The organism is Natrinema salaciae (assembly GCF_900110865.1).
Lineage (GTDB): Archaea > Halobacteriota > Halobacteria > Halobacteriales > Natrialbaceae > Natrinema > Natrinema salaciae.
On sequence record NZ_FOFD01000003.1, the window covers coordinates 355,246 to 371,246 of the forward strand.

Below are 16,001 nucleotides of genomic sequence, written 5' to 3' on the forward strand. Positions count from 1 at the left end.
TATGCCTGAGCCGACTCGATACTCGGTCTTGGCTCTTCATCATCTTCACGGAATTGGCACCCTGCTAACCCAATTACAACCCCAACTCCACCGGTCGTAAGAATGCTCCGACGAGAAACGCAGCTTTTTCGCTTTCTCATTTTATTCCTTGTGCTACTGATTTTCTACTAAATAAATAAGTATAACGCTGTGGCTTTATTTTGTAGTATCTGCCATAGCTAAAGTAGAATCCGAGTTCACGTTGGTGGCAGAATGTAGATTGGTTCTGAGGCTTGATAGTAAGAGTCTAGATAAATTAGGTTAGATATTGAGCTATAACCCACTTGGTATCTACTCCCACTCTACAAAACCCAAGCAATCCCGTTGCCACAAGTACTAAGATGATCGATTTCAGCTACTGAATAGATGAACTCACTCTGTCGATTTTCATCCTTAACTAATCTTCCCCTCCAGTTTCCGGGACATAAATAGTATAGTCAAGCGTCTTGCTATACTGGTCCGTGGGTTCACGATCTCCAGTCCAATCAGTAGCTGGTTTATATAGAGCATTGTTAAGGGTGTGGGTTACGGATACATCAATAGTATCTGAACCCAGTTCATTAGCAGGTGGGAATTTGTGCGAATATTCAATATAATGGCCCAATACAGATTGGCCATAGTTGTGTGCATGCCATTCTCTATTAAGGTCAGAATTTATCGTAGACTCCTTATAATTTGAATATATCTGCATGGCGGTGTATAAACTGGACATACCTTCGCCAAAACTTGAATAAAGGAGAATCGCTGCTTCAGCAACTGCGTCGGCCTCCGAAGGCGGATCATTATTATCGGACCTTCCAAGCACCGAAACCCCCCAATCGGTGTCGTCATGAGCCACTGTTGATACTTCATTAGAATGTTCAGTATCTACATTTATTTCACTCCATGACCGGAAAAGATCCTCGGTTCCTGTAGTGCCATCATCTAATTCGTAACCAGTAGCGGCATATGCCGTTGCGGACATATGAACAGAATACTTTCCGGCCCCCTCATCCCATTGAAGCCCATTAGACAATTGGCGAAATTGGCTAGCTGCGTTTGTATAACTTGTTCCACTACCAGTCGGAAATTCAGAATTTGCCGATCGCTCAACTGTATTCCAGCCTCTGCTAGCGGAAAGATTATTCTCACCACCACACAGACCTTGTGGACAAGTATACCTTTCGGTACCAATGTCTTGGTCTGCCGCTGTAGTGTTTGAAAGTAGAGGTATTCCAATTACCGTGCCACTCACAGTCCCTACTTTCTTTAAGGCAGTGCGTCTTATGCTGTCAATTTCTTCATCTTTCATACTCTAATACACTTTCATTATTGCCATATTTATATTTTTTTGCCACCTATGACTGGTTGTATTTGTACTTTCCAAAGATGGTTAATAACGGGTTGGCAGCTTCGAGGATTATGATACCGTCTGATTGATCACACCCTCCAAATCCAGCACGTCCTGCAGGTCCGCATATCGAGAAAGTCCCGCAGAACTTCGTACCTGTCCGAGCGCAGTTCGTCGTCGAGCAGTCGCGGTGGGTGGTCGTGAGCGGTCTGCCGCCTCGTCGAATACTTCGACGTACGTCGGGTAGTCTGCCAGATGCTCGAGGACCCACGGCGACAGTCGAGCCGTGTTGCCCGGGTACGCGAAACCCGAGTTCGGTTGATCGGTCATCTCGACACCCTCGTCGACAGACGCTCGTACTCCGACGGATCGCCCGCCGGGAGCTCGTTGGGACGCTCCGGACAGCCGCACCGGTGGCCGTACTCCATGTCCGTCGTTCCAGGTGGCCGTCGTGGTTGCTCGCCGTGACCGTGTACCGCGGCCGCTCGTCGGATCTGTTGGCCGCGTTACTGTGCAGGCCTCGTAACGCGCTGTTTCGCGGCAGCACGAACGCTTCGTCCCGTACTTACCGTTCGAAGGGTCGTCACAGGAAGTGGCTGTAACCTTCTACGATTCCGTCAGCACTTGCTATCGGTGCAGGTGACAGCCCACGTAGTGTCGCTCGGTCCCGTGCTGCGATTCCACCTCGTAGGACGGCCGCTCGCGCGCACAGATGCTCTGTTCGGCGAACGACTCGAGCAACAGGTCGGTCGCCGCCTCCCAGCGGTCGGCTTTGTCGGCGGTGCCGTCGGTCTCGCCGTCGGTGGCGACGAGATCGATCGCGTCCTCGACGATCGACCCCGCCTCGCCGCGGGGGAGGGTTCCGTCGAAGAACTCGGCTTCGATCCGCGCCGCTGGCATCGGTTCGAACGTCCGCCGTTTGACCGCCCGCATGAACGCCCGCGTCCGCGGCCACTCCTCGTCAGTCCAGTCGTACGCGTCGGGGGCGATCAGCCGCGGACACCGCGTCCGGAACCGGCAGCCCGAGGGAGGATCGACCGGGCTCGGAACCTCCCCCTCGAGCACGCCGCGCAAGCCGTCCTCCCGCGGGTCGGGGACGGGAATCGACTCGAGCAGGGCCCGCGTGTAGGGGTGCTGGGGGTTCTCGAACAGTTCGCCCTTCTCGGCGAGTTCGACGATCTGGCCGAGGTACATCACCGCCACGCGGTCGCTGATGTGACGGATCACCGAGAGATCGTGGGCGATGAAGAGGAAGGTGAGACCGAACTCGTCTTGCAGCCTGTCCATCGTGTTCAGCACCTGCGCCTGAATGGAGACGTCCAGCGCGGAGACGGGCTCGTCACAGACGACGAAATCGGGGTCGACCGACAGCGCCCGCGCGAGGTTGATCCGCTGGCGCTGCCCGCCGGAGAAGGCGTGAGGATGGCGGTTGTAGTGGCGCGGATCGAGGCCGACCCGCTCGAGGAGGTCCTTCGCCCGCGCTTCCCGTCCCTCGTCGTCGAGCATGTCGTGGGCCCGCATCGGCTCTTCGATGATCTGCCCGACCTTCATCCGCGGATCGAGCGAGGACTGGGGGTCCTGGAAGATCATCTGCATGTCCGAGCGCGTCCGGCGCAGTTTCTCGCCGCCGAGGTCGGCCAGGTTCTCCCCTTTGAAGTAGATGTCCCCGGCCGTGGGCTCGAGCAGCCGCAGGACCGTCCGGCCGAGCGTGCTCTTGCCACAGCCGGACTCCCCGACGAGTCCGAGCGTCTCGCCGGGTTGGATCTCGAGCGAGACGTCGTCGACCGCCTTCACGGTCTCCCGGTCGACGCTGACCGGCGGGAACTGGCTCGGCTCGAACTGCATGCCCGCCAGGAGCCCCGACTCCTGTGCGAAGTGCTTGGTGACCCCGTCGAGTTCGAGCAGCGGACCGTCCCGATCGTACCCGCTCTCCTCGTCCAGCCGGATGCCGCTACTCACTGCCCTCACCTCCGCTCTCGTCGCCGGCCGGGTTCGCCGCGAGTTCGGAGTCCGCCTCGTCGCCCGCTCGGCCGTCCTCGCCGGTTACCCTGCCCTCGAGCGGCGGGCTCTCGTCGTAGCCGACGTCGAAGGCGTCGTGTTTCACGCAGGCCGCGCGATGGGGTTCGCCGGCGGCGTCGGCGACGGTCTTCGTTTCGGGGTGGATTCGCTTGCACACCTCGCGCGCGTCGGGGCAGCGCGGGTGGAACCGACAACCCGAGGGCGGGTTGATCGCCTCGGGCATTACGCCCTCGATCGCCTCGAGCTCCGTGACCGTGCGGTCGGGCCGGGGGATCGAGTTCAGCAGGGCGTTCGTGTAGGGGTGTTTGGTGTCGTAGAACAGCTCGTCCACCGGCGCTTGCTCGACGATCTCGCCGAGGTACATGACGTTCACGCGGTCGCAGATCTCGGCGACGACGCCCAGGTCGTGGGTGACCCAGATGAAGCTCGTCCCGTACTTCGCCTGTAACTCGTCGACGAGATCGAGGATCTGGCCCTCCACGGTGACGTCCAGGGCCGTCGTCGGCTCGTCGGCGATGATCAGGCTGGGTTCGCAGGCCAGCGCCATCGCGATGAGCACGCGCTGGCGCATCCCTCCGGAGAACTGGTGGGGGTACTCTTCGTAGCGCTCTTCGGGGTCCGGAATGCCGACTTCCCGGAGCATGTCGATCGCCTCCCGGCGCGCCTCGTCCTCCGGGAGGCCGCGGTTGAGTTCGATGAACTCGCGGAGCTGTCCCCCGACCGTGAAAACCGGATTGAGCGACTCCATCGGATCCTGGAAGATCACCGCGATCTCGTTGCCCCGGATCCGCGTTCGTATCTCCTCGTTCGAGAGCATGTCGTCGCGCTCTCGAAGCTCGCCGTCCGGCCCCTCTTCGAGACCGAAGATCGTCTCGCCTCTGTAGGTTATTTCGCCGGCGACGATCTCGCCGGGGTTCTCGACGAGGCGCAGCAGGCTCATCGAGGCGACGCTCTTGCCGGCACCGCTCTCGCCGACGAGGCCGACGATCTCGCCCTCGCGGACGTCGAAGGAGATACCGTCGACGGCGCGTACTGTACCGGCTTCGGTGAAGAACTGGGTCTTGAGGTTCTCGACGCGGAGTAGTGGTTCGGAGCTCATTGTCAGTCGTCGATTCGGGGGTCGAGGGCGTCCTGCAGGCCGTCGCCGAACAGGTTGAAGCCCATGATGGTGATCATGATCGCGATTCCAGGCCAGATCGAGAGCCAGACGTTCGAGTGCATGTAGCCGTGTGCGATGTTGAGCATCTGACCCCAGTCCGGCGTCGGCGGCTGTGCGCCGTAGCCCAGGAACGAGAGGCCGGCGACGATGAGGATCGTCACGCCGATCTGGAGCGTCGCGTACACCAGCACCGGCGCGAAGCTGTTCGGCACGACGTGTCGCATGATGATGTCGCGATCCCTCACGCCGGCCGCTCGAGCGGCTTCGATGTAGTCCATCTCGCGGACGCTGAGGACCCGACTTCGGATGATACGGGCGAACACCGGGATGAACGCGATCCCGACGCCGAGCACCGCGTACCAGATATTCGCACCGCCGACGAAGACGGTGAAGACGATGATGAGGATCAGCGGCGGGATCGCGTACACCGTTTCGACCATCCGCATCAGGATGTCGTCGACTCTGCCGCCGTAGTAGCCGGCGACGGCGCCGATGATCGTTCCGCCGGCGAGCCCGATGAACGTCGAGACGATCCCGACGAACACCGACACCTGCGTGCCGTAGACGATCCGCGTGAAGTAGTCCCGCCCCGTGTGGTCGGTTCCCAGCGGATGCTCGAGCGTCCCGCCCGCCGGCAGCGGGTTCCACGACTGTTCGGCCAGCGGGAAGTACGGCGGCATGTGCTGCGTTCCCTTGCCCGGCGGCGGAATGTGCGTCGGATGATCGAAGATCGGCAGCAGCCTCGCGAACGTGTAATCCGACGCGATCCCGAACGTGAGCAGCGAGAGGTTGCTGTCCACGACGGCGTAGATCGCGACGAACAGCACGAACGCCACGATGTACAGTCCCCAGCGGGCCGTCGTGTCTCGCTTGATCCGCGCGACGGTGTATCGCCAGCCCACGCGGGCCTCGACCTCTTCCTCTTTGGCCGCCGATTCCGTGTCGCTCTCGAGTTGTGATTCGCCGACTGCCATGGTTACTCCCTCTCACCGTAGGTGACTCGCGGATCGACGTACGCGTACGAGATGTCGGTGATGACGACGCCCACGACGAACAGCGTGCCGAGCACCATCGTGACGCCCATCACGAGCTGGTAGTCGTTCTGCTGGATCGCCTCGACGAACAGCTGTCCCATCCCGTTGATGTTGAACACCGTCTCGGTCAACACCGCCCCCCCGATCGCCGTCGACAGGTTGAGGCCGACGATCGTGATGATCGGGAGCTGGGCCACCTGGAAGGCGTGCTTTCGCAGGATCGTCCGCTCGGGAACGCCGTACGCGCGGGCCAGCTTGACGTACTCGCCCTGCAGCGACTCGATCATCTGCGTGCGCTCGACGCGCATGATCGTCGCCATCTGGAGCGTTCCCAGCGCGATCATGGGCAGCAAGAGGTGTCTGGCCGACTCGTAGTACAGCTCGAGGTGGCCGTCGATCCCCGGGTAGGAGCTGGGTGGTCGCCACGGGTAGTAGAGCCCGCTCGAGGGCAACCAGCCGAGCTTGACCGCGAAGACGAGGATCAGGACGATCCCGATCCAGAACGACGGGGTGCTGACGCCGACGAGCGCGGCGATTCGCGAGGCGTGATCGGTCGGTTCGTTGCGGCGGTCGGCGGCCACGATCCCGAGCGGAATTGCCGTCGCCAGCGCGAACGCGTACGCCGACAGGACGAGCAGGAGTGTCGGCCCGATCCGATCCATCATCAGGGCGGCGACCGGCCGCTGGTAGTGGATGCTCTGCCCGAGATCTCCCCGCAGAAGGCCGGCCATGTACGTCACGTACCGTTCGTGTAACGGCCTGTCGAGCCCGTACCGTCGCTCGATCGCTCTGACGAGTTCCTCGCTGTGTTCCTGTCCCTGGAGCATGAGGCTGACCGGGTCGCCCGGTCCCAGGTTCGCGAGGAGGAACGTGATTACGGAGATCCCGATCAGGACGGGAATCGCTTGCAGGAGCCTGTATATCGTGTACTTGAGTAGTTTCATTGATCCACGAGTGGGTCGATTTCTCGCCGCTGTTGTCCGGATTCGGTACGATCGCCGGCGGTGCAACGGGGGACGCGTTCGCTCGCCCCCGCCGATCGCAGTGGGGCAGCGCTCGCTGCCCGGTCACTCCATCGACACGTTCGTGTGGTCGGCGACCAGGTCCGGGTTCCGCGTGACCTCCGGGTGGGCCTGCAGGTCCTGGACGTAGTCGCGCGAGGCCATCGTGTTGTCCTGCGTGAACGCGGGCAGCGCGGGCAGCTGTTCGACGATCTCCCGAATGACGGGTTCGTAGATGTCGTAGCGTTCCTCCTGGTTGGCCGAGTTGCGCCCGTCGGCGATGGCCTGGTGGAAGCCGTCGCTCCCGTCGTAGTAGTGGCCCTGATTCGTCCCCGCCTGACTCTCGTGAAAGAGCGGGTAGAGGTAGTAGTCCGGGTCGGGGCCGCCGGTCCAGCCCAGCAGGTACATCTGGTAGTCGTCGGCGCTCCCGCTGGTGTACGTGTCGACCAGCGTCGCGAAGTCCAGCACCTGGACGTCCGCACCGTAGCCGATCTCGTCCATGCGGGTTGCGATCCGCTCGGCCAGTTGCGCGCGGATCCCCTCCGGCGTGATGATCGTCGGCGAGAAGTCGTCGGGCGCGTGCTCGTCGAGCAGCGACTGGGCCTGCTCGGGATCGTACTCCGGCAACAGCCCCTGATACTCCTCCTGTGGGAACCCCCAGACCTCGTTGACGACCGGCGGAATCGGACTGTACATCGGCGAGTTCACGTTCGCCCCGTTGGACTCGATGAAGTCCTGCATCGAGAACGCGTGGGCGATTCCCCGCCGCACCTCGGGAGTGGTCGTCGGCCCCTCGTTACAGTTGAACGCCATGTACATGAACGTCGGACTCTCGGCCGAGTGGAGGGTTACGCCGTCCTCGCTCTCGAGGACGTCCCAGTCGTCGTTCGGAATGCCCGCGATGACGTCGGTGTTCGACGCCCGGATGTCGGAGACGCGACCGGCCGGGTCCTCGTGCGCCTCGAACCGAACCTGCTCGAGATTGGGATCCAGATCGCCCCAGTAGTCGTCGTTGCGCTCGATCTCGACGTACTCGTTCTCCTGGAGTTCGGCGAAGGTGAACGGTCCGGACCCGACCGGATCCGTATTGAACGCGTCGCGGTCGTCGGTCCGGACGCTCTCGGGAACGACCGTCACGCCCATCGTCGCGAGCTCGAACGGGCCGTACGGATCGTCGCCGAGATCGACCTGCAGCTGGTAGTCGTCGATGACCTCGGTGCTCTCGATCATGTCGTACTCCGAGGCGTTCTCCGTCTCCTCTTCGACCGGTGCGGTGAAGGAGTGGGCGACGTCCCCGGCGGTCACTTCGTCGCCGTTGTGGAACGTCGCACCCTCCACGAGCTCGAAAATGTACCGGGTGCCGTCGCGCTCGACGGTCGGTTCGCCCGCCGCGAGTTTGGGCTGTAACTCGAGGCCCTCGTTGTACTCGTAGAGCCCGTCGAAGACGAGCTGAATCACCTGAAAACTGTAGGCGTCGTTCGAGACGACGGGATCGAACTGCTCTTCGCGCGCTTGTTCTTGCGTGAAGTGGAACGTTTCACCGTTACCGCCACCACTCCCACCGATACAGCCTGCGATAACTGACGCGGAGACGGCCGCCCCCGAGGCGAGGAGTCGCCGCCGCGTCACGGTCGAGTTGTTCGGCACCATCTTGATAGATGATAGCAACCAGCCTATTTTGGTATCAGCAGGGTAACGTCTACAAATCGGTTGTTACTGGCTCCTAATGGACTCGTACCGGATCGAATGAGTCCAACTAGTGCACAGTATTGTAACTACCTGTGCAGCGATGCCTATTATCTCCCGTTCGCTATCGAATCAACAGAGTCCGGATTTCCGGAACGGCTCGGAACCGCGCGCGAGCGGGAGCGTCGGTCCGGCGTCCGCTGACCCGGTCGGCCGCTCGCGGATCGTACGGCGATCGGTAGGTCACGCCGCTTTTCCCCCGACCGATCTCGAGTCGCCGAGAGCGAACGTCGCGACCGGTGGGCTTTTTCTGCCGGCCGACACAGTAGCTGTGTATGAACTATCGAGCCGTCGAATCCGCGGGGGAGTACGTCGCCCGCCTCGAGACCGGAGCCGACTGGCGGGCCGAGATCGAGTCGCTCGCCGACGCGGTCGAGGCAGACGCCGCCTGGTTTACCGCGATCGGTGCGGTCCAGGACGCCGAACTCTGGTTCTACGATCAGGACGAGTGCGAGTACTATCCGATCGCGTTCGACGAGCCCCTCGAGGTCGCCAGCTGTACCGGGAACGTGTCGCGGCTGGACGGCGAACGGTTCGCGCACACCCACGCGGTCCTCTCGGACGACGAGGGGACTTCCTACGCCGGGCATCTGAACGAGGCGACCGTCTGGGCCGGCGAGGTCCACATGCGCGCCTTCGCGGAGCCTCTCGAGCGCGAGTACGACGAGACGACCGAGCTGGATCTCTGGCTCTAGCATGCGCACGGAAGACGAACAGTACTTTCAGGGGCTCGAGGCGGAACTCGAGGCGGCTTTCGACGTGGCCGAGCGGGCCAAAGAGCGCGGCGGGGACCCGAAACCCGAGGTCGAGATTCCGGTCGCACAGGACATGGCCGACCGCGTCGAGAACATCCTCGGAATCGACGGCGTCGCCGAACGGGTCCGCGAACTCGAAGGGCAGATGAGCAGAGAAGAGGCCGCCCTCGAACTCGCCGAGGACTTCGCCGAGGGGCGGGTCGGCGACTACGAGACGAAAGCGGGCAAGGTCGAGGGGGCCGTCCGCACCGCGGTCGCCCTGCTGACCGAGGGGGTCGTCGCCGCGCCGATCGAGGGGATCGACAAGGTCGAGATCCTGACGAACGACGACGGCACGGAGTTCGTCAACGTCTACTACGCCGGCCCGATCCGCTCCGCGGGCGGGACCGCACAGGCCCTCTCGGTGCTCGTCGCCGACTACACGCGCGCGCTCGTCGGCATCGAACAGTACAACGCCCGCCAGGAGGAGGTCGAGCGCTACGCCGAGGAGATCGCCCTCTACGACAAGGAAACCGGCCTCCAGTACACGCCGAAGGCGAAGGAAGCAAAATTCATCGCCAAACACCTCCCGATCATGCTCGACGGGGAAGCCACCGGCGACGAGGAGGTGTCGGGGTTTCGAGACCTCGAGCGCGTCGATACGAACAGCGCCCGCGGCGGGATGTGTCTCGTCCTCGGCGAAGGGATCGCGCTGAAGGCACCGAAGATCCAGCGCTACACCCGCAACCTGGACGAGGTCGACTGGCCGTGGCTCCAGGATCTCATCGACGGCAACTACTACGACGACGAGGAGGCGGACGCGGACGCCGATCAGGACGACGCTACCGACGAGACTGCCGAGGCCGACCCGGCAGAGACGGACGACGGCGACGCCGACGGCGACGAACCGACGGGACCGCCGCGCGTCGACGAGTCCACCAAGTTCCTCCGGGATCTGATCGCCGGCCGTCCGGTCTTCTCGCATCCCTGCGCAGCGGGCGGGTTCCGCCTGCGCTACGGCCGCGCGCGCAATCACGGCTTCGCGACCGCCGGTGTCCACCCCGCCGCGATGCACCTGGTCGACGACTTCCTCGCGACGGGCACCCAGATCAAGACCGAACGTCCCGGGAAGGCCGCCGGCGTCGTCCCCGTCGACTCCCTCGAGGGACCGACCGTCAAACTGGCGAACGGCGACGTCCGGCGAATCGACGACCCCGAGGACGCCCTCGAGATCCGCAACGGCGTCGAGAAGATCCTCGATCTCGGCGAGTACCTCGTCAACTACGGCGAGTTCGTCGAGAACAACCACCCGCTCGCGCCCGCCTCCTACACCTACGAATGGTGGGTTCAGGACCTCGAGGCCGCCGGCGCGGACGTGCAGGCACTCGAGGACGACCCCCGGATCGACCTCGAGTTCCCCGACCCCGAGGAGGCCCTCGAGTGGGCCCTCGAGTACGACGCACCGCTCCACCCCGAGTACACCTCTCTCTGGCACGACGTCTCGGTCGACGCCATCCGAACGCTCGCCGACGCGGTCGACGGCGGCCGGATCGAGGGCGACCCCGACGGCGACGCGACACTCGTCCTCGACTACACCGAACCGGTTCGCGACGCCCTCGAGACCATCGTCCTCGAGCACCGCCAGCGCCCGGACGAGGGTCGCATCGAGATCGACGACTGGCGGCCGTTCGTCCGCACGGTCGGCTGCGAACCCCGGCAGGCCGTCGCCGACGGCGCGACGCTCGAACCCGACGGACGGGAGGCGGCCGTCGAACTCGAGCGCACCTGGAGCGACGACGACCTCTCCGAGCGCGCTCGAACGTGGGGCCACGACGAAGACGGCGACAACGCCATCGAGGCGATCAACGAGGTCGCTCCGTTCCGGGTCCGCGAACGAGCGCCGACCCGGATCGGCAACCGGATGGGGCGGCCGGAGAAGTCCGAGCGCCGCGACCTGAGCCCGCCCGTCCACACGCTGTTCCCGATCGGCGAGGCCGGCGGCGCACAGCGAAACGTCGCCGACGCCGCCAAACACGCCGAGACCATGTCGGACACCCCCGGCGTCGTCGAACTGCAGATCGGTCGGCAACGCTGTGACTCGTGCGGGACGGAGACGTTCAAAAATCGGTGTCCGGACTGCACTACCCGGACGACGCCTGACTACCGCTGTCCCGACTGCGAGCAGCGCCTCGAGCCCGACGAGGCCGGCCGCGTCGAGTGCGACCGCTGCGAACGCGAGGGAACCTGCGTCGAGATCCGCGAAATCGACGTCCACGAGGAGTACCGCGACGCCCTCGAGTCGGTCGGCGAGCGCGAGAACGCCTTCGAGATTCTGAAAGGCGTCAAAGGGCTGTCCTCACGGAACAAGGTCCCGGAGCCCATCGAGAAGGGGATTCTGCGGGCGAAACACGACGTCTCCTCGTTCAAGGACGGCACCGTCCGGTACGACATGACCGACCTGCCGGTCACGTCCGTCCGCGCGAGCGAACTCGACATCGACGTCGGGCAGCTACAGGCGCTCGGCTACGAGGAGGACATCCACGGCGAGGCGCTGATCCACGAGGATCAGCTGGTCGAGCTCAAGGTCCAGGACATCGTCCTCTCCGACGGCGCGGCCGAACACATGCTCCAGACCGCCGCCTTCATCGACGACCTGCTCGAGCAGTACTACGGCCTCGAGCCGTACTACGAGTTCGAGGAGCGTCAGGACCTCGTCGGCGAACTCGTCTTCGGGATGGCACCGCACACGTCCGCGGCAACTGTCGGGAGAGTTATCGGTTTCACGAGCGCGGCGGTCGGATACGCACATCCGTACTTTCACGCCGCGAAACGACGGAATTGCGACGGTGACGAAGACTGTGTCATGCTCCTTCTCGACGGACTTCTCAACTTCAGTAAATCTTTCCTCCCGGACCAGCGTGGGGGCAAAATGGACGCGCCCCTCGTCATGTCCTCCCGCATCGACCCCTCCGAGATCGACGACGAGGCCCACAACATGGACGTCGTCTCGGAGTACCCCCGCGAGTTCTACCTCGCGACCCGCGAGCAGGCCGACCCGGAGGCCGTCGACGTCGAGATCGCCGAGGACACCCTCGGCACCGACACCGAGTACACCGGCTTCGAACACACCCACGACACCACCGACATCGCGATGGGCCCCGACCTCTCGGCGTACAAGACGCTCGGCTCGATGATGGACAAGATGGACGCCCAGCTCGAGCTCTCGCGCAAACTCGCGGCGGTCGACGAGACGGACGTCGCCGAGCGGGTCATCGAGTACCACTTCCTCCCGGACCTGATCGGCAACTTGCGGGCCTTCTCCCGGCAGGAGACGCGCTGTCTCGACTGCGGGGAGAAGTTCCGCCGCATGCCCCTGACCGGTGACTGCCGCGAGTGTGGCGGCCGCGTCAACCTCACCGTGCACAAGGGCTCGGTGAACAAGTACATGCAGACGGCCATCCAGGTCGCCGACGAGTACGACTGCCGCGACTACACGAAACAGCGGTTAGAAGTGCTCGAGCGATCGCTCGAGAGCATCTTCGAGAACGACAAGAACAAGCAGAGTGGGATCGAGGATTTCATGTAGCGAAATTTTGCTCTGCGGTCTACCACGCTGACGGCAGCATAGCTGCCGCACAGCGCGATGTCCCTCGGCAAAATTTCGATCGAAAGCACTCCTCCTTCACTTTCGGCGTCGCGAAGCGACGCCTTCAGGTCGGTCGTCGGCCCGCTCGCTCGGCCTTCGGCCTCTCTCGCGGGTGGTATCGGTGAACTGCCTGCCCTCCCCCGGGTCGCGCGGTTCGCCGCGGCTGCGGCGAACACGCGCTCCCGGCCGGACGGTGAACGGAGGAGAGAACGAACCAGCGCTAATCGCTGCTGGCGCGAGTGACTCCGGGCATTCCGGCCTTGGTGTACTGCGGCTCGGGCGCATACTGCGGGTCGGGAAGCCAGTTCCGGAGGCTCTCATTGAACCGGTCGGGTCGTTCTCGAGGCGTCCAGTGACCGCAGTCGTCGATCAGGTCCAGTTCGGCGTCCGGAATCAGGGTGGCTGCCCGGATCGACCATTCGACGGGAACGAGTGGGTCCTGTTTGCCGTGGACGAGCAGGGTCGGCACGGACAGCGACTCGAGTTCGTCGACGAAGTTCGTCTTGACGCGGCCGTTGAACGAGAGTTCGTTGTTCTGGAACGCTTCGAACGCCCGTATCGAGCCTGGTTCCATCAGCTTTTGCTGGGCGTCCTCGACGAACCGGTCGGACAACGAACCGGCGTCCGCGACGAGGCTGTCGAGGACCATCCGAACGCTCCTCGTCGAGGAGCTGGCGGCGAGTTTCCCGAACTGGGTCATCCCGGGGATCTGTGACAGGACTTTCCACTGGAGAGCGCTCGGCAGTCGACCCCCGAGCCCGTAGCTGTCGACGAGCGTCAGCCGATCGACGCGGTCGGGGTTGTCGAGCGCGTAGCCGAGTGCGACGCCCCCGCCCATGGAGATGCCGGCGAGCGAGACGCGCTCGAAGGGAAGCGTCTCGAGGAACCCGTCGAGGATCTCGACGTAGGTCTCGACGGTGTGCGTGACCTCCCCCGTACTGTTCCCGTACTCCGGCCAGTCGATCGCGTAGACGCGGTAGTCGTCCGCGAGGGCGTCGATCGCGTGCCGCCACGAGACGGTCGCGTCGTCGATACCGGCACCGTGACAGAGGACGACCGGCGGTCCGCCGGTCCCCGCTCGCCGATAGGCGATCCGACAGTCGCCGACGGTAGCGACACCGGTCCCGCTCATGATCGCATCACGTCGATGATGTAATGAACCGAGGCCGTATTAGCAATCGGATTGCGCCTGGTGGGTGAGACCGACCAACATGCCGACGGGACGCTATCCGCCGATCGTCCCGGTTCGCGTCCCTCGAGCGGGCACACGCCGGCTGGACCGACAGTGTCGGAGAAGACCTGCGTGAGACGAACTATCATACCTCGTGTCTCTATCCGGGGGGTGTATATTGTTTTCTATTACCGTGTGCCTATCTGTCATCCTGGCTGCAATCGCCGACGGCTGGCGGCTCGCTTTCGGTCGCGCCGCTCGGTTCGTCCTACTCGTCCTCTCTGGTTCTGGGCGTCTCACACCGTCGAACGGGTGGCCGCACAATGCGCGCTGTGTCTTTATCGCCGTCGCTGGTGTGGCCGTGTCTATGGTCAAAACTGGCGAAACACCGGCAAAAGAGGGTGACGAAGAGGCAGTCGAGGAGGTGGCGAAACTCAATTTCGGACAGACGGTCTACGACGAGGACGGCAACAAGCTCGGCCGCATCCGGGGTTTCGAACAGAGCGGATTCTTCGTCACCACGCGCGAGGGTGCCGAGGCGATGAGCGTCGAACACGCCCGTTCGGGCCACGAGTTCGGCGAGGCGGAGCTCATGTGGCGCTGCATGGAGTGTGGCGAGATGGGCGAGATCAACGACGGCCTCCCTAAGGAGTGTCCGAACTGCGGGACCGAACGGGAGGATCTGATGTACTGGACCGAGGACTGACTCGACGACTCGGGGGAACGGCCGTCGTCGAAATCGGATCGATTCTATATATCACGATAGGATTTATTCGGACTCGCATCGTAGAATCGTGCCAGTGAGTAACATGGCTCGGGAACGGCCACGACTGGGATTCGGGACGTGGGTCTACACGGCGGACGGCACGGAGATCGGCCGCATTCGCGGGGTCGACGAGAACGGACTCTACGTCACCCTTCGCGACGGAATCGAGGGGATGAGCGTCGAACACGTCCGCTCGGGGCAGGCGTTCGGCGAAGCCGAGCTCATGTGGCGCTGCTGGGAATGTGGCGAGCTAGGGCGGCTCGACCACGACGTGCCCGACGAGTGTCCGTCGTGCGGTGCCGACCGCGAGGACCTGTACTACTGGACCGAAGACTGAGTCCGACCGCCGTCGCGTCGAGACCGAACTCGCCGCAAATCGGGGTACTGTAGTACCGGTCGTTCGAAGGTCCACCATGGAAATCGTCGTCTTCGGTGCCGGGAGCCTCGGCAGTCTCGTCGGCGGGTTGCTCGCGCGCGAGCACGACGTCACCCTCGTCGCTCGCGGGGACCACGCGAATGCCGTCCGCGAATCGGGACTCCGCCTCGAGGGCGTCGGCGACCGCCCGTCGCGCGTGTTTCCGGCGGCGACGACCGACGGAACGGGTCTCGAGGCCGAGCTCGCCGTCGTGACGGTCAAGTCGTTCGACACCGCGGCGGCCGCCGAACGACTCGCGACGGGGTCGTTCGACGGCACGCTCTCGCTCCAGAACGGCATGGGGAACGAAGCGACGCTCGCGGCGCGGCTCGAGGCCCCGGTGCTCGCCGGAACGGCGACCTACGGCGCGATCCGCCGGGAGCCGGGCGTCGTCGAATGCACTGGCAGCGGCGAGATCGTCCTGGGCGCTCGCGACGGCGGACCTGCGGCGATCGCAACTCGAGCCGGCGAGGCGTTCGCGGCTGCCGGCCTCGAGACGACCGTCGCCGACGACATGCCGCGTCGGCTGTGGGAGAAGCTCGCGGTCAACGCGGGGATCAACGCCGTGACGGCCCTGACCGCGACCGAAAACGGCGCGGTCCTCGAGGAGCCGGCCAACGATCTCGCGCGCGACGCGACCCGCGAGGCGGCAGCCGTCGCTCGCGCCTGCGACGTTTCCCTCTCGAACCGCGAGGCGACGGCTGCCATGGAGAGCGTCGCCGAGGCGACGGCCGCGAACACGTCGTCGATGCACCAGGACGTTCTGGCCGATCGCCGTACCGAGGTCGACTCGATCAACGGGTACGTCGTCGACCGCGCGATCGAGCTGGGGATCGAGGTGCCGACGAATCGGACGCTCGCGGCGCTGATCAGGACGTGGGAACGCGGTCACGGCGTCCGCTGAGGTCGACGCTCGGCTGCGATTTCGATCGGACTCCGCC

At 63.8% G+C, this 16,001-nt stretch carries 12 protein-coding genes; 5 read left to right on the forward strand and 7 right to left on the reverse strand.

Annotated elements, in window-relative coordinates; translation table 11 throughout:
- Window positions 1-436 precede the first annotated feature (436 nt).
- From BMX07_RS23755 to BMX07_RS11140, 6 genes are all read right to left on the reverse strand, one after another.
- Complete coding sequence (locus BMX07_RS23755) at window positions 437-1,330, reverse strand: hypothetical protein (RefSeq protein WP_139210862.1); 894 nt, start codon at window positions 1,328-1,330, stop codon at window positions 437-439.
- A gap of 666 nt (window positions 1,331-1,996) precedes the next feature.
- Entirely contained in the window at window positions 1,997-3,328 is a 1,332-nt protein-coding gene (locus tag BMX07_RS11120) for an ABC transporter ATP-binding protein (protein WP_090617753.1), read from the reverse strand.
- Window positions 3,321-4,487 carry an ABC transporter ATP-binding protein gene (locus BMX07_RS11125; RefSeq protein WP_090617755.1) on the reverse strand — a complete coding sequence of 389 codons (1,167 nt, stop codon included), beginning with the start codon at window positions 4,485-4,487 and terminating at the stop codon, window positions 3,321-3,323. The genes BMX07_RS11120 and BMX07_RS11125 overlap by 8 nt, the downstream gene beginning before the upstream one ends.
- Before the next feature lie 2 nt (window positions 4,488-4,489).
- A complete protein-coding gene (locus tag BMX07_RS11130) occupies window positions 4,490-5,521 on the reverse strand; it encodes an ABC transporter permease (RefSeq protein ID WP_090617757.1) in 1,032 nt (343 codons plus the stop codon).
- Between the two features lie 2 nt (window positions 5,522-5,523).
- Window positions 5,524-6,525: an ABC transporter permease gene (locus BMX07_RS11135; protein ID WP_090617759.1), complete on the reverse strand. Its 1,002-nt coding sequence runs from the start codon at window positions 6,523-6,525 to the stop codon at window positions 5,524-5,526.
- Window positions 6,526-6,648: 123 nt separating this feature from the next.
- Window positions 6,649-8,232, reverse strand: a complete 1,584-nt coding sequence (locus BMX07_RS11140) for an ABC transporter substrate-binding protein (RefSeq protein WP_090617761.1) — start codon at window positions 8,230-8,232, stop codon at window positions 6,649-6,651.
- Between the two features lie 371 nt (window positions 8,233-8,603).
- On the opposite strand from BMX07_RS11140, the gene BMX07_RS11145 reads away from it, so the two are divergent.
- Both BMX07_RS11145 and BMX07_RS11150 read left to right on the forward strand, forming a co-directional pair.
- Window positions 8,604-9,023, forward strand: a complete 420-nt coding sequence (locus BMX07_RS11145) for a PPC domain-containing DNA-binding protein (protein ID WP_090617763.1) — start codon at window positions 8,604-8,606, stop codon at window positions 9,021-9,023.
- A 1-nt stretch (window position 9,024) separates the two neighbouring features.
- On the forward strand, window positions 9,025-12,648 hold the full coding sequence (locus tag BMX07_RS11150; protein ID WP_090617765.1) for a DNA polymerase II large subunit: 3,624 nt from the start codon (window positions 9,025-9,027) through the stop codon (window positions 12,646-12,648).
- Between the two features lie 280 nt (window positions 12,649-12,928).
- Here BMX07_RS11150 and BMX07_RS11155 read toward each other — a convergent pair whose 3' ends face one another.
- Complete coding sequence (locus BMX07_RS11155; protein WP_090617767.1) at window positions 12,929-13,840, reverse strand: alpha/beta fold hydrolase; 912 nt, start codon at window positions 13,838-13,840, stop codon at window positions 12,929-12,931.
- Window positions 13,841-14,246: 406 nt separating this feature from the next.
- On the opposite strand from BMX07_RS11155, the gene BMX07_RS11160 reads away from it, so the two are divergent.
- From BMX07_RS11160 to BMX07_RS11170, 3 genes are all read left to right on the forward strand, one after another.
- Window positions 14,247-14,585 carry a DUF7130 family rubredoxin-like protein gene (locus BMX07_RS11160; protein ID WP_090617769.1) on the forward strand — a complete coding sequence of 113 codons (339 nt, stop codon included), beginning with the start codon at window positions 14,247-14,249 and terminating at the stop codon, window positions 14,583-14,585.
- Window positions 14,586-14,688: 103 nt separating this feature from the next.
- The gene (locus tag BMX07_RS11165) at window positions 14,689-14,982 is read left to right on the forward strand and encodes a DUF7130 family rubredoxin-like protein (RefSeq protein WP_090617771.1); all 294 of its coding nucleotides are present in this window, start codon (window positions 14,689-14,691) and stop codon (window positions 14,980-14,982) included.
- Between the two features lie 76 nt (window positions 14,983-15,058).
- Window positions 15,059-15,964: a ketopantoate reductase family protein gene (locus BMX07_RS11170; RefSeq protein WP_090617773.1), complete on the forward strand. Its 906-nt coding sequence runs from the start codon at window positions 15,059-15,061 to the stop codon at window positions 15,962-15,964.
- Window positions 15,965-16,001 lie beyond the last annotated feature (37 nt).

What these genes read in the sequence shown, in the direction of transcription:
- BMX07_RS11165 (WP_090617771.1), top strand. Translation starts at nt 14,689, where the DNA reads ATGGCTCGGGAACGGCCACGACTGGGATTCGGGACGTGGGTCTACACG.
- BMX07_RS11150 (WP_090617765.1), top strand. Translation starts at nt 9,025, where the DNA reads ATGCGCACGGAAGACGAACAGTACTTTCAGGGGCTCGAGGCGGAACTC.
- BMX07_RS11130 (WP_090617757.1), bottom strand. Translation starts at nt 5,521, where the DNA reads ATGGCAGTCGGCGAATCACAACTCGAGAGCGACACGGAATCGGCGGCC.
- BMX07_RS11135 (WP_090617759.1), bottom strand. Translation starts at nt 6,525, where the DNA reads ATGAAACTACTCAAGTACACGATATACAGGCTCCTGCAAGCGATTCCC.
- BMX07_RS11125 (WP_090617755.1), bottom strand. Translation starts at nt 4,487, where the DNA reads ATGAGCTCCGAACCACTACTCCGCGTCGAGAACCTCAAGACCCAGTTC.
- BMX07_RS11155 (WP_090617767.1), bottom strand. Translation starts at nt 13,840, where the DNA reads ATGAGCGGGACCGGTGTCGCTACCGTCGGCGACTGTCGGATCGCCTAT.
- BMX07_RS11170 (WP_090617773.1), top strand. Translation starts at nt 15,059, where the DNA reads ATGGAAATCGTCGTCTTCGGTGCCGGGAGCCTCGGCAGTCTCGTCGGC.
- BMX07_RS11160 (WP_090617769.1), top strand. Translation starts at nt 14,247, where the DNA reads ATGGTCAAAACTGGCGAAACACCGGCAAAAGAGGGTGACGAAGAGGCA.
- BMX07_RS11140 (WP_090617761.1), bottom strand. Translation starts at nt 8,232, where the DNA reads ATGGTGCCGAACAACTCGACCGTGACGCGGCGGCGACTCCTCGCCTCG.
- BMX07_RS11145 (WP_090617763.1), top strand. Translation starts at nt 8,604, where the DNA reads ATGAACTATCGAGCCGTCGAATCCGCGGGGGAGTACGTCGCCCGCCTC.
- BMX07_RS23755 (WP_139210862.1), bottom strand. Translation starts at nt 1,330, where the DNA reads ATGAAAGATGAAGAAATTGACAGCATAAGACGCACTGCCTTAAAGAAA.